At 58.3% G+C, this 19,223-nt stretch carries 20 protein-coding genes; all 20 read left to right on the top strand.

Annotation, left to right across the window (positions count from 1 at the left end):
- Window position 1 precedes the first annotated feature (1 nt).
- The 20 genes from ACR0AL_RS06040 (at window position 2) to ACR0AL_RS05945 (ending at window position 19,221) form a co-directional block, all read left to right on the top strand.
- Window positions 2-127: a hypothetical protein gene (locus ACR0AL_RS06040; RefSeq protein WP_480662309.1), complete on the top strand. Its 126-nt coding sequence runs from the start codon at window positions 2-4 to the stop codon at window positions 125-127.
- Window positions 127-1,350 carry an NADH-quinone oxidoreductase subunit D gene (locus ACR0AL_RS06035; RefSeq protein WP_480662307.1) on the top strand — a complete coding sequence of 408 codons (1,224 nt, stop codon included), beginning with the start codon at window positions 127-129 and terminating at the stop codon, window positions 1,348-1,350. Before ACR0AL_RS06040 ends, ACR0AL_RS06035 begins: the two co-directional genes overlap by 1 nt.
- Complete coding sequence (nuoE, locus tag ACR0AL_RS06030) at window positions 1,350-2,447, top strand: NADH-quinone oxidoreductase subunit NuoE (protein ID WP_480662305.1); 1,098 nt, start codon at window positions 1,350-1,352, stop codon at window positions 2,445-2,447. The genes ACR0AL_RS06035 and nuoE overlap by 1 nt, the downstream gene beginning before the upstream one ends.
- A gap of 32 nt (window positions 2,448-2,479) precedes the next feature.
- Complete coding sequence (locus tag ACR0AL_RS06025) at window positions 2,480-2,701, top strand: DUF5337 domain-containing protein (RefSeq protein ID WP_170349358.1); 222 nt, start codon at window positions 2,480-2,482, stop codon at window positions 2,699-2,701.
- Between the two features lie 12 nt (window positions 2,702-2,713).
- Entirely contained in the window at window positions 2,714-4,012 is a 1,299-nt protein-coding gene (gene nuoF / locus ACR0AL_RS06020; protein ID WP_480662303.1) for an NADH-quinone oxidoreductase subunit NuoF, read from the top strand.
- Between the two features lie 409 nt (window positions 4,013-4,421).
- Window positions 4,422-4,838: an MAPEG family protein gene (locus tag ACR0AL_RS06015; RefSeq protein ID WP_480662301.1), complete on the top strand. Its 417-nt coding sequence runs from the start codon at window positions 4,422-4,424 to the stop codon at window positions 4,836-4,838.
- Window positions 4,838-5,233 carry a hypothetical protein gene (locus tag ACR0AL_RS06010; RefSeq protein WP_425080960.1) on the top strand — a complete coding sequence of 132 codons (396 nt, stop codon included), beginning with the start codon at window positions 4,838-4,840 and terminating at the stop codon, window positions 5,231-5,233. The genes ACR0AL_RS06015 and ACR0AL_RS06010 overlap by 1 nt, the downstream gene beginning before the upstream one ends.
- Before the next feature lie 98 nt (window positions 5,234-5,331).
- On the top strand, window positions 5,332-5,736 hold the full coding sequence (locus ACR0AL_RS06005) for a DUF5333 domain-containing protein (RefSeq protein WP_254428648.1): 405 nt from the start codon (window positions 5,332-5,334) through the stop codon (window positions 5,734-5,736).
- A gap of 3 nt (window positions 5,737-5,739) precedes the next feature.
- Window positions 5,740-7,761 (top strand): NADH-quinone oxidoreductase subunit NuoG, encoded by a 2,022-nt coding sequence (gene nuoG, locus ACR0AL_RS06000; protein ID WP_480662299.1) that lies wholly within the window; start codon window positions 5,740-5,742, stop codon window positions 7,759-7,761.
- A 195-nt stretch (window positions 7,762-7,956) separates the two neighbouring features.
- Window positions 7,957-8,994: an NADH-quinone oxidoreductase subunit NuoH gene (gene nuoH, locus ACR0AL_RS05995; protein WP_480662297.1), complete on the top strand. Its 1,038-nt coding sequence runs from the start codon at window positions 7,957-7,959 to the stop codon at window positions 8,992-8,994.
- A gap of 1 nt (window position 8,995) precedes the next feature.
- Window positions 8,996-9,490 carry an NADH-quinone oxidoreductase subunit NuoI gene (gene nuoI, locus ACR0AL_RS05990; RefSeq protein WP_366551596.1) on the top strand — a complete coding sequence of 165 codons (495 nt, stop codon included), beginning with the start codon at window positions 8,996-8,998 and terminating at the stop codon, window positions 9,488-9,490.
- Window positions 9,487-9,897 (top strand): carboxymuconolactone decarboxylase family protein, encoded by a 411-nt coding sequence (locus ACR0AL_RS05985; RefSeq protein ID WP_170348159.1) that lies wholly within the window; start codon window positions 9,487-9,489, stop codon window positions 9,895-9,897. Before nuoI ends, ACR0AL_RS05985 begins: the two co-directional genes overlap by 4 nt.
- Window positions 9,894-10,496, top strand: a complete 603-nt coding sequence (locus ACR0AL_RS05980) for an NADH-quinone oxidoreductase subunit J (protein ID WP_170348161.1) — start codon at window positions 9,894-9,896, stop codon at window positions 10,494-10,496. Before ACR0AL_RS05985 ends, ACR0AL_RS05980 begins: the two co-directional genes overlap by 4 nt.
- Window positions 10,497-10,500: 4 nt before the next feature.
- Window positions 10,501-10,806, top strand: a complete 306-nt coding sequence (nuoK, locus tag ACR0AL_RS05975; protein WP_005984024.1) for an NADH-quinone oxidoreductase subunit NuoK — start codon at window positions 10,501-10,503, stop codon at window positions 10,804-10,806.
- Between the two features lie 6 nt (window positions 10,807-10,812).
- The gene (gene nuoL / locus ACR0AL_RS05970; RefSeq protein WP_170395755.1) at window positions 10,813-12,960 is read left to right on the top strand and encodes an NADH-quinone oxidoreductase subunit L; all 2,148 of its coding nucleotides are present in this window, start codon (window positions 10,813-10,815) and stop codon (window positions 12,958-12,960) included.
- The gene (locus tag ACR0AL_RS05965; protein WP_170348165.1) at window positions 12,960-14,504 is read left to right on the top strand and encodes an NADH-quinone oxidoreductase subunit M; all 1,545 of its coding nucleotides are present in this window, start codon (window positions 12,960-12,962) and stop codon (window positions 14,502-14,504) included. Before nuoL ends, ACR0AL_RS05965 begins: the two co-directional genes overlap by 1 nt.
- Before the next feature lie 15 nt (window positions 14,505-14,519).
- Window positions 14,520-15,962 carry an NADH-quinone oxidoreductase subunit NuoN gene (gene nuoN, locus ACR0AL_RS05960; protein ID WP_170360154.1) on the top strand — a complete coding sequence of 481 codons (1,443 nt, stop codon included), beginning with the start codon at window positions 14,520-14,522 and terminating at the stop codon, window positions 15,960-15,962.
- Between the two features lie 54 nt (window positions 15,963-16,016).
- Window positions 16,017-16,766, top strand: coding sequence for a biotin--[acetyl-CoA-carboxylase] ligase (locus ACR0AL_RS05955; protein WP_170348169.1), 750 nt, complete (start codon window positions 16,017-16,019; stop codon window positions 16,764-16,766).
- Between the two features lie 11 nt (window positions 16,767-16,777).
- Window positions 16,778-17,557, top strand: coding sequence for a type III pantothenate kinase (locus ACR0AL_RS05950; protein WP_170360150.1), 780 nt, complete (start codon window positions 16,778-16,780; stop codon window positions 17,555-17,557).
- Complete coding sequence (locus ACR0AL_RS05945) at window positions 17,554-19,221, top strand: ribonuclease J (protein WP_170348172.1); 1,668 nt, start codon at window positions 17,554-17,556, stop codon at window positions 19,219-19,221. The genes ACR0AL_RS05950 and ACR0AL_RS05945 overlap by 4 nt, the downstream gene beginning before the upstream one ends.
- Window positions 19,222-19,223: the final 2 nt, after the last annotated feature.

Genomic DNA, 19,223 nt, shown 5'->3' with positions numbered 1-19,223 from the left:
GATGATGGGTGAACTTATCATTCTGGGTGCGCTGGGGGTGCTGCTGGCAGGAGCCGCTGCCAAAGCGGCCGAAGCTGAAAAGGTTCTGGTTCGGGCCGAAGCGAAAAAGAAAAAACGGGGGCGTTGATGGACGGCTCAAGATACGATGACGGCAGCACGGACGCGCTGAGCGGAGAACAGAAGATCCGCAACTTCAACATTAACTTTGGCCCGCAACACCCTGCGGCACACGGGGTTTTGCGTCTGGTGCTTGAGCTAGACGGTGAGATCGTCGAACGCTGTGACCCGCATATCGGTCTGCTGCACCGTGGCACCGAAAAGCTGATGGAAAGCCGGACGTATCTGCAGAACCTGCCGTATTTCGACCGTCTGGATTACGTGGCACCGATGAACCAGGAGCACGCCTGGTGTTTGGCCATCGAAAAGCTGACAGGGGTTGAAGTGCCGCGTCGCGGCTCGCTCATCCGTGTTCTCTATTCCGAGATCGGGCGCATCCTGAACCATCTGCTGAATGTGACCACGCAGGCGATGGATGTGGGCGCGCTGACCCCGCCTCTGTGGGGGTTCGAGGAACGCGAAAAGCTGATGGTGTTCTATGAGCGTGCCTGTGGTGCCCGCCTGCACGCGGCCTATTTCCGCCCGGGTGGTGTGCATCAGGACCTGCCGCCGGAATTGCTGGACGATATCGAGACATGGAGCCACGAATTCCCCGCAGTTCTCGATGATATTGACGGTCTGCTGACCGAAAACCGCATCTTCAAACAGCGCAACGCCGATATTGGCGTCGTGACCGAGGATGACATCCAGAAATACGGCTTCTCGGGCGTGATGGTGCGCGGGTCTGGTCTGGCATGGGACCTGCGCCGCGCGCAGCCCTATGAATGCTATGACGAGTTCGAGTTCCAAATCCCTGTCGGTAAGAATGGCGACTGCTATGACCGCTACCTCGTCCGCATGGAAGAGATGCGCCAGTCACTGTCGATCATCCAGCAGGCCATCGCCAAAATCCGCGAATGCCCGGGTGATGTTCTGGCGCGCGGTAAGATCACCCCGCCGAAGCGGTCGGACATGAAAACCTCGATGGAAAGCTTGATCCACCATTTCAAACTTTACACCGAAGGTTTCCACGTTCCCGCCGGTGAGGTCTACGCCGCCGTTGAGGCCCCAAAGGGCGAGTTCGGCGTCTATCTTGTCGCCGACGGCACCAACAAACCCTACCGCGCCAAACTGCGCGCACCGGGGTTCCTGCACCTGCAAGCCATGGACCACGTCGCCGGAGGCCACCAATTGGCCGATGTTGCCGCCATCATCGGCACCATGGACGTCGTATTTGGAGAGATTGACCGCTAATGCTCCGCCGCCTCCACCCCGAACAACCCGAAAGCTTTGCCTTCTCCGCTGCCAACCAGCAATGGGCCGAAGCGCAGATCACCAAGTACCCCGAAGGGCGCCAGGCCAGCGCGGTTATCCCGCTGCTGTGGCGCGCGCAGGAGCAGGAAGGCTGGCTGAGTCGTCCGGCGATTGAATCCGTCGCCGACATGCTGGGCATGGCCTACATCCGCGTGCTTGAGGTCGCGTCTTTCTACTTCATGTTCCAGTTGCAGCCGGTTGGTTCTGTTGCGCATATTCAGGTTTGCGGCACGACGTCCTGCATGATCTGCGGAGCCGAGGATCTGATTGCGGTCTGCAAGGACAAGATCGCTGCCAGGCCGCATGAACTATCTGCCAATGGCAAGCTGAGCTGGGAAGAGGTGGAATGCCTCGGGTCCTGTACCAACGCGCCGATGGCGCAGATTGGTAAGGACTATTATGAGGACCTGACCACCGAGAGCTTTGGCAAAATCCTCGACGATCTGGTTGCGGGCAAAGTTCCGACACCGGGCCCGCAGAATGGGCGTTATGCGGCAGAACCTCTCAAGGGTCTGACCAGTCTGACGGAATATGACAGTGGTCGAACCCAGTTTAACGCCAGTGTCGAACTGGCGAATGATCTGGGCGATACAGTCAAGCGGATTGATGGGACCGAAGTGCCCATCCTGACCCCTTGGCTGGGTAAGGACGGTAAGGCTGCAGCGACCAAGGCAGCACCGAAACCTCCGAAAGCGCCGGCACCGGGCAAGCCTGCGGTGAAACAGGCCGAAGAGGCGAAGGCGAAAGAAGACCAGCCGGAAACCCTGACCGCGCCGCGCGATGGAAAAGCTGATGACCTGAAGATGCTCAAAGGTGTCGGACCCAAGTTGGAAGAAACGCTGAACGAGTTGGGCTTTTACCACTACGACCAGATTGCGGCCTGGACATCGGAACAGGTGGCTTGGGTTGATGCGCGGCTGAAGTTCAAAGGTCGGATCGAGCGGGACGGCTGGATCGAACAGGCCGGTAAGCTGGCGGCGGGCGAGGAAACCGAGTTCGCCAAACGTGCCAAGGAAGACGGCACTTACGAAGACTAGGACGCATGCCCATCCGGGGCATGAAGGATGAGATGGACAAGGACAAAGAACAGGCCATAGCCCGCAAGGGTCGTCACATAGGTATCGTCATTGCAGTGACGATGACCATTTGGCTTGCCATGAACCTGTTCATTGGCCCCGCACTGGAACTGACGACGCGCCATGCGTTGTTGTTTGATCTCGCCGCTCTGGCGGCGTTCGTCTATGCGGGCGTCAACATATTTCAACTCTGGCGCATGCGTCAGGATAGCTGAAGGTAACACGCGATGCTGAAGGATCAGGACCGGATCTTTACCAACATCTACGGGATGCACGAGCGCACGCTGAAAGGTGCGCAGGCCCGCGGGCATTGGGACGGCACAGCTGGCCTGATTGGCAATGGGCGCGACTGGATCATTCAGACGATGAAGGACTCGGGCCTTCGTGGGCGCGGTGGCGCGGGTTTCCCAACCGGTCTGAAATGGTCGTTCATGCCCAAGGAAAGTGATGGTCGTCCGGCCTATCTGGTGGTGAATGCGGATGAATCCGAGCCCGGCACCTGCAAAGACCGCGAGATCATGCGCCATGATCCGCACACGTTGATCGAAGGCTGCCTGATCGCGTCTTTCGCGATGAACGCACACACCTGCTATATCTACCTGCGCGGCGAATACATCCGCGAGCGCGAGGCGCTGCAGGCCGCGATTGACGAAGCGTATGACGCGGGTCTGCTAGGCAAGAACGCCGCCGGTTCGGGTTGGGATTTCGATCTGTTCCTGCATCACGGCGCCGGTGCCTATATCTGCGGAGAAGAGACCGCCCTGATCGAAAGCCTTGAGGGCAAGAAAGGTATGCCGCGGATGAAGCCTCCGTTCCCGGCGGGCGCGGGGTTGTATGGCTGCCCGACCACGGTGAACAACGTAGAATCCATCGCGGTTGTGCCGACCATCCTGCGCCGTGGTGCGGACTGGTTTGCGGGATTCGGTCGACAGAACAACGCGGGAACCAAGCTGTTTGCCATTTCGGGTCACGTGAACAACCCCTGCGTGGTCGAAGAGGCAATGTCTATTCCCTTTGAGGAGCTGATCGAAACCCATTGCGGCGGCATTCGCGGCGGTTGGGACAATCTTCTGGCGGTTATTCCGGGTGGTTCTTCGGTACCCTGTGTGCGCGGTGAGAACATGCGCGATGCGATCATGGATTTTGATCATCTGCGCAACGATCTGGGCTCGGGCCTGGGAACGGCGGCGGTGATCGTGATGGACAAGTCCACAGACATTATCAAGGCGATCTGGCGGCTGTCGAAATTCTACAAACATGAAAGTTGCGGTCAGTGTACGCCCTGCCGTGAAGGCACCGGCTGGATGATGCGCGTGATGGACCGTCTGGTGCGCGGCGAGGCCGAGCTGGAAGAGATTGACATGTTGTTCGATTTGACCAAACAGGTTGAAGGTCACACGATCTGCGCCCTCGGCGATGCGGCTGCCTGGCCGATCCAGGGCCTGATCCGTAACTTCCGCGAAGAGATTGAAGATCGCATCAAGGCCCAGAAAACGGGTCGGATGGGTGCGATGGCGGCGGAGTGATCGAGATGCGGAGCTTTCGAACAACTTGTGTCGCACTCTTGCTTATCGGGGCTGTAGCAGCCCCAGCCGCAGCTGCGAAACGTGCGGCATACGATCAGGCTGTCGGTGAGGTTCTTGCGGCTCATTTCATAAAAGACAGATGTAGCGGTCTGGCCACTGTTGGCGGTTCTGATTACCAGAGTTACGTGCTGACTGCGACAGAACTGACTGCGGTTCAGGGATTGCGTCGGCAAAAAATGCGCAAGTTCTTATTCTATGGGAGATCCGATTGGCTTAAGGGGCAAGTAAGGAAGGTTCTCGACGACAGAAATGTAGAAATTTCAAACAAAAAATCTCTTTGTGCGTTTGGACGAGGCGTGGCAGGAACCGAAGATGCTATCGGGCGATTTCTGGTAAAGGAGTGACCTAGATGGAATTTCTAACCGACTACTCCCACGCAGTTACTTCGATAGTGATCTTCACGCTCGTGCTTCTGTTCATGTCGCCATTCACGGCTTTGGCGAAACAAAGCAAAGGGTTGGCGCCGGGGGCCACACCCGAACAAGACTATGCTGACAAGGCCTATCGCCTGAATCGCGCCTACCTGAATGGGACCGAGACGCTGCCCGCCTATCTGACGGTTATTGTTGCGGCCATTCTCATGGGGGTCAGCCCATTTTGGGTCAATTTGCTGGCTTCGGTCGCGTTGCTGGCGCGCCTGATAATGATGGTGGTGCATATTCGAGGTATCGGTAAACCGTCTGCTGGTTTGCGCTCGGTTCTGTATGTCATCGCCTGGGCCTGCATGGTCGTGATGGGGATTATGGCAATAGTGGCGGCGTTTTGATGAAGACTTGGGGAAAAAATCAGATGCTAGGACGTAAAAGTGTTGCCGGTCGCGTGTCCATGTTGGCCGGCGTCCTTACGTTGTCACTTGTTTCGGCGTGCGGCGGCATCACGTCGTCCAGTGATCGTGTCCTTTTTGACGGTAAGTATTTTCGGGCCAAAGCAAAGCCCGTCGATAAAAAGAAGATGCCGACCGAATTTACCGTGGTTGTGAATGGGGTTTCTGCCTCGTTGGACGGTGCGCGCGAAGCGGGACGGTACGAGGGGACGAAATTCTGCATCAAGAACTTCGGTTCTTCCAGCATCGCGTGGAAGGTCGGCCCGGATACTGAACCCCAGAACTTGCGTGTCAGCGACGACAAGTTGACCTTTGCAGGAGCTTGCCAGCGACCATGACGCGCGTGTTCGCATATCACTCGATGACACGGGGGATGTTATTGCATAGCACCCCGACTGCCGGTCGTCTTGGGTTTCCCAAGACGAAAGGAATTGTCATGTCCAGTGTAAAAATGCTGACGCTGCTGTCTGTGCTGGCTTTGCCCACCATCGTTGAAGCGAAACCGCCCTTGCGCGAAGTCAAAGAGATCGACAACGAACTCTATTACATCGCCATTGCAAATGAGATTTCAGAGTATTGCCCCTCGATCAGCGGGCGGCGTCTGAAAGCGATCGGTGTGCTGTGGGGATTGAAGTCGCAAGCGAACAAACTGGGATACTCGGACAATGAAATCCGGGCGTATGTGGATTCGGATGCCGAAAAGGACCGGATGCGCGCCAAGGGCGAGGCGTATCTGGCCCAACACGGTGTCACCTACGAAAACCCCAATTCCTTCTGCACGCTGGGGCGGGCAGAGATTGAAAGAAACAGCGCCATTGGCGTGTATTTGAGGGCGAACTAGACGATGTCTGACCTCCGTAAGATCAATATCGACGGGCAGGAAATCGAAGTCGATGGTGCGATGACCCTGATCCAGGCTTGTGAGCAAGCCGGGGTCGAGGTGCCGCGCTTCTGTTATCACGAACGTTTGTCGATCGCAGGGAACTGCCGGATGTGCCTGGTTGAGGTTGTGGGCGGCCCGCCCAAACCTGCAGCGTCCTGCGCGATGCAGGTGCGCGATTTGCGCCCCGGCCCCGAAGGGCAAGCGCCGGAGGTCAAAACGAACTCACCCATGGTCAAAAAGGCCCGCGAAGGGGTGATGGAGTTTCTGCTCATCAACCACCCGCTGGACTGCCCGATCTGTGATCAGGGCGGCGAGTGTGACTTGCAGGATCAGGCGATGGCTTATGGTCTGTCGGGCAGCCGCTTCAAGGAAGCCAAGCGCGCGGTGGACGATCTGGATCTGGGACCGCTGGTTGGCACAGCGATGACGCGCTGCATCAGCTGCACCCGTTGTGTGCGGTTCACGACCGAGGTTGCCGGGATCACTCAGATGGGTCAGACGGGGCGCGGAGAAGATGCCGAGATCACCTCGTATCTGAACCAGACGCTGGATTCGAACCTGCAGGGCAACATCATCGACCTGTGTCCGGTGGGGGCGCTGACCTCGAAACCTTACGCCTTTACGGCTCGTCCGTGGGAATTGACCAAGACCGAGAGCATCGACGTGATGGATGCTTTGGGCTCGAACGTCCGGGTGGATACCAAGGGGCGTGAGGTCATGCGCTTCCTGCCGCGCAACCATGACGGTGTGAACGAAGAGTGGATCAGCGACAAAACCCGCTTTGTGTGGGACGGTCTGCGGCGTCAGCGTTTGGACCGCCCATATATTCGCGAAAACGGCAAGCTGCGCCCGGCCTCGTGGCCCGAGGCGCTGACCAAAGCGTCTGAGGCGCTGAAAGGTGCCGAGAAACCGGCGGGTATCGTGGGTGATCTGGCGCCAGTCGAAGCGGCCTTTGCGCTCAAACAGATGATCGAAAGCCTGGGCGGTGTCGTCGAGTGTCGCACCGACGGTGCCCGACTGCCTGCGGGCAACCGTGGGGCTTATGCCGGGACTGCTGCGATCGAGGATATCGACAGAGCCGAGCGTATTCTGCTGATCGGCACCAACCCGCGTGAGGAAGCTCCGGTTTTGAACGCGCGTATCCGCAAGGCATGGGCGCACGGGGCCGAGGTTGCTCTGGTCGGTCCGGCTGTCGATCTGACCTATAAGTATCACCACATGGGTGATGACCGCGCAGCACTGCAAAAAGTCGTTGATATGGGCGGCGATGATGTGATCAAAGGCAAGGCCTCTCTGGTTGTTGTGGGGCAGGGTGCGCTGCAAGAGGCTGACGGTGCCGCTGTTTTGGCCACTGCGCAAGCCATTGCTGCAAATACAGAAAGCGGTCTGATCGTTCTGCATACAGCAGCGTCGCGCGTGGGCGCGATGGACGTGGATGCGACAAACGAAGGTGGTATGGACGCGATCAGCGCGGCGGACGTAATCTACAACCTTGGCGCGGACGAGGTTGAGATCGGTGAGGGCGCGTTCGTCATCTATCAGGGCAGCCATGGCGACCGGGGCGCACACCGCGCCGATGTGATCCTGCCAGGTGCCGCCTATACTGAGGAAAACGGCCTGTTCGTTAACACCGAAGGCCGTCCTCAGCTGGCCATGCGCGCAGGCTTTGCGCCGGGTGAGGCCAAGGAAAACTGGGCGATCCTGCGGGCCTTGTCGGCCGAATTGGGCGCGACGCTGCCTTACGACTCGCTGGCGCAATTGCGCAGTGCGCTGATCGAAGCAGTGCCGCATCTGACGCGCATCGACGAGGTGATCGAAAACGAAGTGCAATTGATGGAGGCTGGCCCCCTAGGTACAGCCACTTTCCGCAATGCGATCAAGGACTTTTACCTGACCAATCCAATCGCCCGCGCCTCGCAACTGATGGCTGAGTTGTCGGCGCAGGCACAGGCACGCAAGACCGGGAAGATCGCGGCGGAATGAAACAGACCTGTTTCATATCGCTTTTGGGCGCCTGCAATACGGTGGCTGTGAAAATGCGCGTGAGACGCAACAATAAGGGTGGCGTAAGTGCGGCGGATGCTGTTTACACCAACGCGCCGACCCAGCCGCAGTTTGCGCAGGCAAATGGCCTTCGCAATTTACGCGGAAAACGGAATACCCACGGTGTGAGGACCAATGGCTGATTTCTTTAACACCCCAGGCGGAATAGCCATCATCATTCTGGCGCAAGTGCTTGCCGTTGTCGCCTTTGTGATGATCTCGCTGTTGTTCCTCGTTTATGGCGACCGCAAGATTTGGGCGGCGGTACAGATGCGCCGCGGTCCCAACGTGGTGGGCGTCTATGGCCTGCTGCAATCGGTGGCAGATGCGCTGAAATATGTGGTGAAAGAGGTGGTCATCCCCGCCGGGGCCGACCGCACGGTTTTCATTCTGGCACCGCTGACCAGCTTTGTTCTGGCGATGATCGCCTGGGCGGTAATCCCGTTCAACGATGGCTGGGTTCTGTCGGATATCAATGTCGCCATCCTGTATGTCTTCGCCGTATCCTCGTTGGAAGTTTATGGCGTGATTATGGGCGGTTGGGCGTCGAACTCAAAGTACCCTTTCCTTGGTTCACTGCGATCTGCGGCGCAGATGATTTCGTACGAAGTTTCCATCGGTCTGATCATCATTGGCGTCATTATCTCGACCGGTTCAATGAATTTCGGCGAAATTGTACACGCTCAGGATGGCCGCTTCGGCTTCTTCAGCTGGTACTGGTTGCCGCACTTCCCGATGGTCTTCCTGTTTTTCATCTCGGCACTGGCGGAAACCAACCGCCCGCCGTTCGATCTGCCCGAGGCGGAATCGGAACTGGTCGCCGGATATCAGGTCGAATACTCGGCCACGCCCTTCTTGCTTTTTATGGCTGGTGAATACATCGCCATCTTCCTGATGTGCGCCCTGACCACGCTGCTGTTCTTTGGCGGCTGGCTATCACCGATCCCGGGCTTGCCGGACGGCGTACTGTGGATGGTCGCCAAGATGGCGTTCTTCTTCTTCCTCTTCGCAATGGTCAAAGCGATCACGCCGCGCTACCGCTATGACCAATTGATGCGGCTGGGCTGGAAAGTGTTCCTGCCATTCTCTTTGGCTTGGGTAGTATTCGTCGCCTTTGCGGCAAAATTCGACTGGTTCTGGGGCGCGTTTGCCCGTTGGAGCGTAGGAGGCTGATATGACCCAAATCGACTACACTCGCGCTGCCAAGTACTTTTTGCTGCAGGACTTCTGGGTCGGTATGAAGCTGGGGTTGAAGTATTTCTTCTCTCCCAAGGCTACCATCAACTACCCGCACGAGAAGGGTCCGCTTTCCCCGCGGTTCCGGGGCGAGCACGCCTTGCGCCGTTACCCGAACGGCGAGGAACGTTGCATCGCCTGCAAACTCTGCGAGGCGATTTGCCCAGCGCAGGCCATCACCATCGACGCCGAACCGCGCGAGGACGGCAGCCGTCGAACCACGCGCTATGACATCGACATGACCAAGTGCATCTATTGCGGCTTCTGTCAGGAGGCCTGCCCGGTCGATGCAATCGTCGAAGGCCCGAATTTCGAGTTCGCCACCGAAACCCGCGAAGAGCTGTTCTACGACAAGCAAAAACTGCTGGATAACGGCGAACGCTGGGAAGCCGAGATTGCCCGCAACCTGGAAATGGATGCGCCGTACAGATGAGTGACAAGCCCACAAACCCATTCGAGCAAATGCTCAAACAGGCACAGGACATGGCCAAGGCGATGAACCCGGGGCTCGAGAATTTCTCGCCCAAGGGGTTCGAAGCGCTGTGGCCGACCATGCCCAAAGAGGTCATGGAGATGATGTTCGGCAACACCGTCAACAAGGACGGATTGGACGCCAAGACCCGCCTGCTGCTGACGCTGGCCGGGCTGACCTGTCAGGGCGCGCAGGCGGATTCAGCGGTGCGTCAGACCGTGCGTCACGCGCTGGAAGCGGGCGCAAAGAAACAAGAGATCGTGGAAACGATCGGCCAGATGTCGGTCTTTGCCGGCATCCCGGCCATGACCCGCGCGCTGGATCTGGCGCAAGAGGTCATGGGCGACAACGAGGATGAGGATCAATGACCGTCTTTGCCTTCTACCTGTTTGCCATCAGTGCCATCACCGGCGGGCTGTTCACGGTGATCAGCCGCCAGCCAGTGCATTCGGTGCTGTGGCTGATCCTCTCCTTCCTCTCCTCGGCCGGGTTGTTCGTGCTGCTGGGGGCCGAGTTCGTGGCAATGCTGCTGATCATCGTCTATGTCGGCGCGGTCGCGGTGCTGTTTCTGTTCGTGGTGATGATGCTGGACGTGGACTTTGCCGAGCTGAAGGCCGAGATGGCGCGCTATATGCCGCTGGCCCTGCTGATCGGTCTGGTCATCCTGATGCAGTTTGTCATGGCCTTTGGCGCATGGGACAGCGCGCAGGGTGCGGCGGCCAATCTGGCTCAGCCGGTGCCTGTGGATCGCCATAACACCGAGGCGCTGGGTGTCATCCTTTATGATCAATACTTCCTTCTGTTCCAGCTGGCGGGCCTGATCCTGCTGGTGGCCATGATCGGCGCCATTGTTCTGACGCTGCGCCACCGTCAGGACATCAAGCGTCAGGACATCATCGGCCAGATGATGCGCGACCCGGCCAAGGCGATGGAGTTGAAGGACGTGAAACCGGGGCAGGGACTTTGAGACGATGATCGGACTTGAACACTATCTTACGGTCGCGGCGACACTGTTCGTCATCGGCATCTTCGGTCTCTTCCTGAACCGCAAGAACGTCATCATCCTGCTGATGAGCATCGAACTGATGCTGCTGGCAGTGAATATCAACCTTGTGGCGTTTTCCAGTTTCCTCGGCGATCTGGTCGGGCAGGTGTTTACGCTGTTCGTGCTGACCGTTGCAGCGGCCGAGGCGGCGATTGGTCTGGCCATTCTGGTCTGCTTCTTCCGCAACCGCGGCACCATCGCGGTTGAAGACGTCAATATGATGAAGGGGTAAGAGAACATGGAAACTACCATCCTCTTTGCCCCGCTGGTGGGCGCGCTGCTTTGCGGGTTCGGCTGGCGATTCATTGGCGAAAAGGCCGCGATGTGGACCGCCACCGGCCTGCTGTTTCTGGCCTGTTTGCTGTCGTGGATCGTGTTTTTCACCTTTGACGGGGTGACCCAGCAGGTCGAGATCATGCGCTGGATCGAGAGCGGCTCGCTCTCGACAAGCTGGGCCGTGCGTTTGGACCGGCTGACCGCGATCATGCTGATCGTGGTGACGACCGTATCGGCGCTCGTGCACCTGTATTCCTTTGGCTATATGGCCCATGATCCGCAATGGCGCGAAGGCGAGAGTTATAAGCCGCGCTTCTTTGCCTATTTGTCCTTCTTCACCTTTGCCATGCTGATGCTAGTGACAGCGGATAATCTGGTTCAGATGTTCTTTGGCTGGGAAGGTGTGGGTGTCGCGTCTTACCTGCTGATCGGATTCTACTACCGCAAGCCATCGGCCAACGCGGCGGCGATGAAAGCGTTCATTGTCAACCGGGTGGGCGACTTTGGCTTTGCGCTGGGAATTTTTGCGCTGTTCTTCCTGACGGACAGCATCAATTTTTCCGACATTTTCGCGTCGGCCCCTGAACTAGCGGAAACGCAACTGCACTTCCTGTGGGGTGAGTGGAACGCCATCGAGGTGATCTGTGTGCTGCTGTTCATCGGTGCGATGGGTAAATCGGCGCAGCTGATCCTGCACACCTGGTTGCCGGATGCGATGGAAGGCCCGACACCGGTGTCGGCACTGATCCACGCTGCGACCATGGTGACTGCAGGTGTCTTCCTTGTCTGCCGCATGTCGCCGCTTATGGAGTTCGCACCGGGTGCGACCGGGTTCATCACCGTACTGGGCGCCTCGACCGCGTTCTTTGCGGCGACCGTGGGTCTGGTTCAGACCGATATCAAGCGCGTCATCGCCTATTCGACATGTTCGCAGCTGGGCTACATGTTCGTGGCCGCTGGTGTGGGCATGTATTCGGCGGCGATGTTCCACCTGTTTACGCACGCGTTCTTCAAGGCGCTGCTGTTCCTTGGTGCAGGGTCGGTGATCAACGCGATGCATCACGAGCAGGAAATGACCGAATACGGCGGTCTGCGTAAGAAAATCCCTTATACCTTCTGGGCGATGATGATCGGGACACTGGCTATTACCGGCGTTGGTATTCCGCTGACCACCATCGGGTTCGCCGGGTTCCTGTCCAAGGATGCCATCATCGAGAGTGCCTATGCTGGTGGGTCGGCCTATGGCTTCTGGCTGCTTGTGATCGCGGCTGCGTTCACTTCGTTCTATAGCTGGCGCCTGATCTTCCTGACTTTCTATGGCGAGCCGCGTGGTGATCAGCATACGCATGAGCATGCGCATGAAAGCCCGATGACCATGTTGATTCCTTTGGGCGTGCTGTCCTTGGGCGCGGTCTTTGCCGGGATGATCTGGTATGGCAACTTCTTTGGTCATGCGGACAAGGTCGGCAAGTTCTATGGCATTCCGGTGGCCGAGGCGTCGGAGCATGCCGAGGCGGGCGATCATGGCACTGCGGATTCACATGCGGATGATGCACACGCTGATGAGGGGCACGCAGAAGATACTCATGCCGATGATGGGCACGGCGAGAAGGATGCGCATGGCGGTGATCACCACTATGTCTTCGCGGGTGAGCCGGGCGAGGGCGCGATCTATATCGCGCCGGACAACCATATTCTGGACGATGCGCATGCCGCCCCGAAATGGGTCAAGGTCTCACCCTTTGTCGCGATGGCGCTGGGTTTTGTCATGGCCTATTGGTTCTATATCGTGAACCCGTCCCTGCCGGGGCGTCTGGCACAGAACCAGCGTCCTCTTTACCTGTTCCTGCTGAACAAGTGGTACTTTGACGAGATCTACGATGCGATCTTTGTCAAACCCACCGTTGCGCTTGGTCGGTTCCTGTGGAAACGCGGTGATGGCAATACCATCGACGGCTTCCTGAACGGAGTTTCGATGGGCGTTATTCCCTTCTTTACCCGCCTCGCAGGCAAGGCACAGACGGGCTACATCTTTACTTATGCCTTCTGGATGGTTCTGGGTATCGCTGCCCTGGTCACCTGGATGTCGATCGGCGGAGGCGCACACTAATGGATAATATCCTCTCGATCGTCACTTTTATTCCGGCAGTGGCGGCAGGCATCCTGGCCCTGTTCCTGCATGGTGAGGACGCGGCTGCGCAGCGCAACGCGAAATGGGTTGCACTGGTGGCGACCACGGTGACCTTCCTTGTCTCGATCGGTATCTACACAGGGTTTGATCCGTCCAATACCGGCTTTCAGATGGTGGAAGAGGCCGAGTGGCTGCTGGGTCTGAAATACAAGATGGGTGTAGACGGTATCAGCGTTCTGTTCGTACTGCTGACCACTTTCATCATGCCGCTGACCATTCTGGCCAGCTGGCAGGTCACCGACCGCGTCAAAGAATACATGATCGCCTTCCTGCTGCTGGAAACGCTGATGCTGGGCGTATTCATGGCGCTGGATCTGGTCCTGTTCTATCTGTTCTTCGAGGCCGGCCTGATCCCGATGTTCCTGATCATCGGCATCTGGGGTGGGGCGAACCGGATTTACGCAAGCTTCAAGTTCTTCCTCTATACCTTCCTCGGCTCGGTGCTGATGCTGGTGGCGATGGTTGCGATGTATTCCGATGCAGGCACCACCGATATCGAAGCCTTGATGAGCCACCATTTCTCGTCCGAAGGGTTCAGCGTGCTGGGCGTTTATATCGTCGGCGGTATGCAGACGTTGATGTTCCTGGCCTTCTTTGCCTCGTTTGCGGTGAAAATGCCGATGTGGCCGGTTCATACCTGGCTACCTGACGCACACGTTCAGGCGCCGACTGCAGGCTCGGTTGTGCTGGCGGCGATCCTGCTGAAGATGGGCGGCTATGGCTTCCTGCGGTTCAGTCTGCCGATGTTCCCAGTCGGGTCAGCGGTGATGACCGATCTGGTCCTGTGGATGTCGGCCATCGCAGTAGTCTACACCTCGCTGGTGGCGCTGGTGCAGGAGGATATGAAAAAGCTGATCGCTTATTCCTCGGTTGCTCATATGGGCTTTGTGACTATGGGTATCTTTGCTGCGAACCAGCAGGGTATTGACGGCGCGATCTTCCAGATGCTCAGCCACGGGTTTATCTCGGCCGCGCTCTTCCTGTGTGTCGGTGTCATCTATGACCGGATGCACACGCGTGACATCGACGCTTATGGCGGTCTGGTGATCCGCATGCCCGCATACGCGCTGGTCTTCATGCTGTTCACAATGGCCAATGTCGGCCTGCCGGGTACATCCGGGTTCATCGGTGAATTCCTGACGCTGATGGGCGCGTTCCAGGTCAATACCTGGGTGACGGCTGTGGCTGCATCTGGCGTGATCTTCTCGGCTGCCTATGCGCTGTGGCTGTATCGCCGGGTCGTGTTTGGCGATCTGATCAAGGAAAGCCTCAAGGCAATGACGGACATGAGCTCGCGCGAGCGGCTGATCTTTGCACCGCTGATTGTGATGACCATCCTGTTGGGCGTTTACCCGTCGCTGGTAACCGATGTGATCGGCAATTCGACCGCCGCGCTGATTTCGAACTATGACTCGGCTCTGGCCGCGGCTGAGGCCGCGACCCAGACGGCCGCCTCGCATTAAGGGAGCTTTGGAGACATGATCCAGGCTGATCTGACAATAATCCTGCCGGAAATCGTTCTGGCCGTGTATGCGATGGTCGCCCTGATCGGGGCAGTTTACACGACGAAAGACGCGCTGGCGCCAATTCTGGTGTGGACGACGGCGGGGCTAATGGCGCTGCTGTCCTTCTGGATTGCAACCAATGGCGATGGCACCAACGTGGCGTTCAACGGGATGTTCGTCGATGACGGGTTCTCGCGGTTTGCCAAGGTCGCGATCCTGCTGTCGGCTGCGGCTGTTCTGGTGATGAGCCAGGAATATATGACCCGCCGCGATCTGTTGCGGTTCGAATACCCGTTGCTGGTGGCACTGGCTGCTGTCGGTATGATGATGATGGTCAGCGCAGGCGATCTGATGTCCTTGTATATGGGGCTGGAGCTGCAATCCCTGTCGCTGTACGTCGTGGCTGCGTTGCGTCGTGACAGCGCCAAATCAACTGAGGCCGGTCTGAAGTACTTCGTACTGGGTGCGCTCAGTTCGGGGCTGCTGCTGTATGGTGCATCGCTTGTTTATGGCTTTACTGGCACGACGCTGTTTTCGGGCATCATCCAAACGGTCCACCATGACGACATCTCGGTTGGTCTGCTGTTCGGCCTGATCTTCCTGATCTCGGGCCTTGCCTTCAAGGTTTCGGCTGTGCCCTTCCATATGTGGACGCCGGACGTGTACGAAGGATCGCCCACGCCGATCACCGCCTTCTTTGCTACCGCACCAAAAGTGGCGGCGATGGCGCTGTTTGCCCGCTTGATGCATGACGCCTTTGGTGGCGTAGTGAAAGACTGGCAGCAGGTGATCGTACTGCTTTCGGTTCTGTCGATGCTGCTGGGTGCGGTTGCCGCGATTGGTCAGCGCAATATCAAGCGGCTGATGGCGTTTTCATCGATTGCCCATATGGGTTATGCGCTGATCGGTCTGGCAGCGGGTACGGAAATGGGCATCAAAGCGATGCTGATGTATCTGGCAATTTACGTGACCATGAATATCGGCACCTTTGCCTTCATCCTGATGATGGAGCGCGATGGCAAACCCGTCACTGATATCGATGCGCTTCGCCAGTTTTCCAAACGCGATCCGGGTAAGGCCCTGGCTGTTCTGATCCTAATGTTCAGCCTTGCTGGCGTTCCGCCAATGTTGGGCTTTTTCGCCAAGTTCGGCGTCTGGCAGGCTGGTATCAGCGCGGGTCTGACCGGGTTGGTGATCGTGTCGGCCATCGCTTCTGTGATCGGTGCGTTCTATTACCTGCGGATCGTGTTCTACATGTATTTCGGGGCCGAGAACGAGGATCCGATCGAAACCCACTCGACCCCGGTTCTGTGGGTCGCGCTGATGGGGTCGGCGGCGCTGATGCTGGTGGGCGTTTTCTATCAGTTCGGCATCGAAGGCGCGGCTGCAGCTGCGGCAGCGACGCTTGTCAACTGACGTGTTTAACATCCAATTTCAGGGGGCTCGGTCAAAAGGCCGGGCCTTTTTGACGTGACTGATTGGCCGCAAGGATACGGACTGCACATCGTGCAGGAAGTCGACAGTACATTGAATGAGGCTGCCCGGCTTGCCCCTACGGCGCCGGGCCCTGTGTGGATCATGGCGCATCACCAGACGGCGGCGCGGGGACGACGGGGTAGGGCGTGGGCCAACCCCAAGGGCAACCTGGCGGCGACCTTGTTAATGCGACCGCAGGGTAATCCGGAACAAGCGGCCTTGCGCAGCTTTGTGGCGGCCTTGGCGCTGTTCGACGCCTGTGTCGCGGTCACCGGTCGCGCCGACGGGCTGTCATTGAAGTGGCCCAACGACGTGCTGCTGAACGGGGGCAAGCTGGCGGGCATCTTGCTGGAAAGCACCGGAAAGGGCGGGGGCGTGTCGTATCTGTCGATTGGCATCGGTGTAAATCTTTCCCAGGCGCCCCCAGCCTATGCGGTGGAACAAAGCGCGGTGCGGCCAGTCTCTCTGTTGTCGGAAACCGGTGCCGCAGTGCTGCCCGAGGATTTTCTGACCGAATTGGCCGCGGCTTATGCACAATATGAAACTCAGTTCGTGACCTACGGGTTCGAGCCGATCCGCACTGCCTGGCTGTCTCGTGCCGCTCGCTTGGGTGAAGTGATCACAGCGCGAACCTCGACATCTGAAACGGTTGGAACCTTTGAAACCGTGGACTCGGGCGGCAACCTTGTCCTAAAGACCGCAAAAGGCCGTGTCAGCATTCCTGCGGCGGACGTGTACTTCTAAAGGGGGCTCAGATGCTTCTGGCTATCGACTGCGGCAACACCAATACCGTTTTCTCGATCTGGGACGGCGAAAAGTTCCTGTGTACCCTGCGCACCTCGACCCATCATTCGCGTACGGCGGATGCCTATTTCACTTGGTATTCGACGCTGGTGAAACATTACGGGATCGAAGCGGAGATCACTGACGTGGTGATCGCCTCGACCGTGCCGCGTGTGGTCTTTAACCTGCGTATTTTTGCTGATCGCTTCTTTGGGTGTCGGCCGCTGGTTGTGGGCAAGCCTGAATGCCTGTTGCCCGTGGCACCGCGCATTGACGAAGGAACAATCCCCGGCCCGGACCGGTTGGCCAATGCCGTGGGCGCGTTTGACCGCCATGGCGGCGATGTTGTTGTGGTCGATTTCGGGACGGCCACGAATTTCGATGTAGTGGCCCACGACGGTGCCTATGTTGGCGGCATCATTGCACCGGGTGTGAACCTCAGCCTTGAGGCACTCCACCAAGGCGCGGCTGCATTGCCGCATATCGACATTACCCGCCCGGAAAAGGTGATTGGTACGAATACGGTTGGATGTATCCAGTCCGGCGTGTATTGGGGCTATTCCGGCTTGATCGAGGGGCTGATTGCCCGGATCAAGGCAGAATACGGCATGCCGATGAAAGTGGTCGGCACCGGTGGGCTTGCGCCTTTGTTCGATCAGGCGGATGTCGGGTTTGATGCGATCGAAGAAGATCTGACGATGCACGGGCTGACCGTGATCCATCGCTATAACAAGGATAATGGCTCGACATGAGCAGTGAACGACTGATCTATTTGCCGCTGGGTGGTGCCGGCGAAATTGGCATGAATGCGTATGTCTATGGCTATGGAAAGCCCGGGAAAGAGCGTCTGATCCTGGTGGATCTTGGCGTGACCTTTCCGGATATGGACACGACGCCGGGCGTTGATCTGATCCATGCCGATATCTCGTGGCTGCGCGAAAGGGCGGACCGGCTTGAGGCCGTATTCGTCACCCACGCGCACGAAGACCACGTCGGCGCCGTGGCCCATTGCTATGAGGCACTGGGCGCACCTGTCTATGCACGCGCATTCACCGCCAACATTGCCCGTCGCAAGATGGAGGAACATGGCCACCCCGAGGACGCGGTCCGCACGGTATCGGCCTGGCCCGAGCAGGTCTCGGTCGGTCCCTTCACGATTGGCTTCCTGCCTGTGTCGCATTCGATCCCCGAAAGTGCTGCGCTGGTGATCGACACGCCCAAGGGGCGGATTGTGCATACTGGTGACTTCAAGCTGGATGAAAACCCCGTGGTGGGTGAGCCCTTTGATCCCGATCTGTGGGCCGAGGTCGCGAAATCCGGTGTTAAGGCGCTGGTCTGTGACAGCACCAATGTTTTTTCTGGACATGCAGGTCGTTCGGAATCCGAGGTCGGCCCCGAGATCACCAAACTGGTTGAAAGCGCCGAAGGTATGGTGGTTGCGACCACCTTTGCATCGAACGTTGCACGGGTGAAAACACTGGCCGAAGCGGGCCAGCGCGCCGGGCGTTCGGTTGTGTTGCTGGGTCGTGCCATGCGACGGATGATCGAAGCCGCGACTGAAACTGGAATCCTCACGGATTTTCCCAAGGTTGTCAGTGCCGAAGAGGCCGTGGACATGCCGCGCCAGAACCTGATGCTGATCGTGACCGGCAGCCAGGGCGAACGCCGCGCCGCCAGTGCCCAACTGGCGCGGGGCAAATACCGCGGGCTGGAGCTGAAAGAGGGTGATCTGTTCCTGTTCTCATCCAAAACCATCCCCGGAAATGAGCGCGGCGTGATTTTCATCATGAACCAGCTCAGCGAAAAGGGTGTGGATGTGGTGGATGACAGTTCAGGTCTGTACCACGTGTCCGGCCATGCCAACCGACCGGATCTTGAAAGAGTTCACGCCCTGATCGACCCGCAGATGGTGATCCCGATGCACGGCGAGCATCGGCATTTGCGTGAACACACTAAACTGGCCGAGGCCGGTGGGCGTACGGGCATTCTGGCCGTCAACGGAACGATGGTTGACCTGACAGGCAATGCGCCGCAGGTGGTGGATTATATTGAAACCGGCCGCACCTATCTGGACGGCACCGTCAAGGTCGGGGCTCTGGACGGGATCGTGCGTGACCGTATTCGCATGGCTTTGAACGGGCACGTGACCGTGACGGTCATTTTGGACGAAGAGGACGAGCCGCTGGGTGAGCCGTGGTGCGACACGATGGGCTTGCCTGAAATCGGGACGTCGCGGGCGGCGCTGATTGAAGTGTTGGAAGAGGACCTGAACCAATTCCTGATGCGGGCCGATGCCAAGACGTTGCGCGACGATGACAAGCTGGAGGAAGCTTTGCGCCGCATCGTGCGCCAGACCGCCAAGTCAGAAATCGGTAAAAAGCCCGAGGTGACGACGGTTATCAGCCGGATGAGGTGACG

This window comes from Ruegeria sp. BB1, assembly GCF_056539465.1.
The sequence above is the reverse complement of the archived record's forward strand: the minus strand, read 5'-3'. Positions and strand labels throughout refer to the sequence as shown.

What these genes read in the sequence shown, in the direction of transcription:
- ACR0AL_RS06040 (WP_480662309.1), top strand. Translation starts at nt 2, where the DNA reads ATGATGGGTGAACTTATCATTCTGGGTGCGCTGGGGGTGCTGCTGGCA.
- ACR0AL_RS06035 (WP_480662307.1), top strand. Translation starts at nt 127, where the DNA reads ATGGACGGCTCAAGATACGATGACGGCAGCACGGACGCGCTGAGCGGA.
- nuoE (WP_480662305.1), top strand. Translation starts at nt 1,350, where the DNA reads ATGCTCCGCCGCCTCCACCCCGAACAACCCGAAAGCTTTGCCTTCTCC.
- ACR0AL_RS06025 (WP_170349358.1), top strand. Translation starts at nt 2,480, where the DNA reads ATGGACAAGGACAAAGAACAGGCCATAGCCCGCAAGGGTCGTCACATA.
- nuoF (WP_480662303.1), top strand. Translation starts at nt 2,714, where the DNA reads ATGCTGAAGGATCAGGACCGGATCTTTACCAACATCTACGGGATGCAC.
- ACR0AL_RS06015 (WP_480662301.1), top strand. Translation starts at nt 4,422, where the DNA reads ATGGAATTTCTAACCGACTACTCCCACGCAGTTACTTCGATAGTGATC.
- ACR0AL_RS06010 (WP_425080960.1), top strand. Translation starts at nt 4,838, where the DNA reads ATGAAGACTTGGGGAAAAAATCAGATGCTAGGACGTAAAAGTGTTGCC.
- ACR0AL_RS06005 (WP_254428648.1), top strand. Translation starts at nt 5,332, where the DNA reads ATGTCCAGTGTAAAAATGCTGACGCTGCTGTCTGTGCTGGCTTTGCCC.
- nuoG (WP_480662299.1), top strand. Translation starts at nt 5,740, where the DNA reads ATGTCTGACCTCCGTAAGATCAATATCGACGGGCAGGAAATCGAAGTC.
- nuoH (WP_480662297.1), top strand. Translation starts at nt 7,957, where the DNA reads ATGGCTGATTTCTTTAACACCCCAGGCGGAATAGCCATCATCATTCTG.
- nuoI (WP_366551596.1), top strand. Translation starts at nt 8,996, where the DNA reads ATGACCCAAATCGACTACACTCGCGCTGCCAAGTACTTTTTGCTGCAG.
- ACR0AL_RS05985 (WP_170348159.1), top strand. Translation starts at nt 9,487, where the DNA reads ATGAGTGACAAGCCCACAAACCCATTCGAGCAAATGCTCAAACAGGCA.
- ACR0AL_RS05980 (WP_170348161.1), top strand. Translation starts at nt 9,894, where the DNA reads ATGACCGTCTTTGCCTTCTACCTGTTTGCCATCAGTGCCATCACCGGC.
- nuoK (WP_005984024.1), top strand. Translation starts at nt 10,501, where the DNA reads ATGATCGGACTTGAACACTATCTTACGGTCGCGGCGACACTGTTCGTC.
- nuoL (WP_170395755.1), top strand. Translation starts at nt 10,813, where the DNA reads ATGGAAACTACCATCCTCTTTGCCCCGCTGGTGGGCGCGCTGCTTTGC.
- ACR0AL_RS05965 (WP_170348165.1), top strand. Translation starts at nt 12,960, where the DNA reads ATGGATAATATCCTCTCGATCGTCACTTTTATTCCGGCAGTGGCGGCA.
- nuoN (WP_170360154.1), top strand. Translation starts at nt 14,520, where the DNA reads ATGATCCAGGCTGATCTGACAATAATCCTGCCGGAAATCGTTCTGGCC.
- ACR0AL_RS05950 (WP_170360150.1), top strand. Translation starts at nt 16,778, where the DNA reads ATGCTTCTGGCTATCGACTGCGGCAACACCAATACCGTTTTCTCGATC.
- ACR0AL_RS05945 (WP_170348172.1), top strand. Translation starts at nt 17,554, where the DNA reads ATGAGCAGTGAACGACTGATCTATTTGCCGCTGGGTGGTGCCGGCGAA.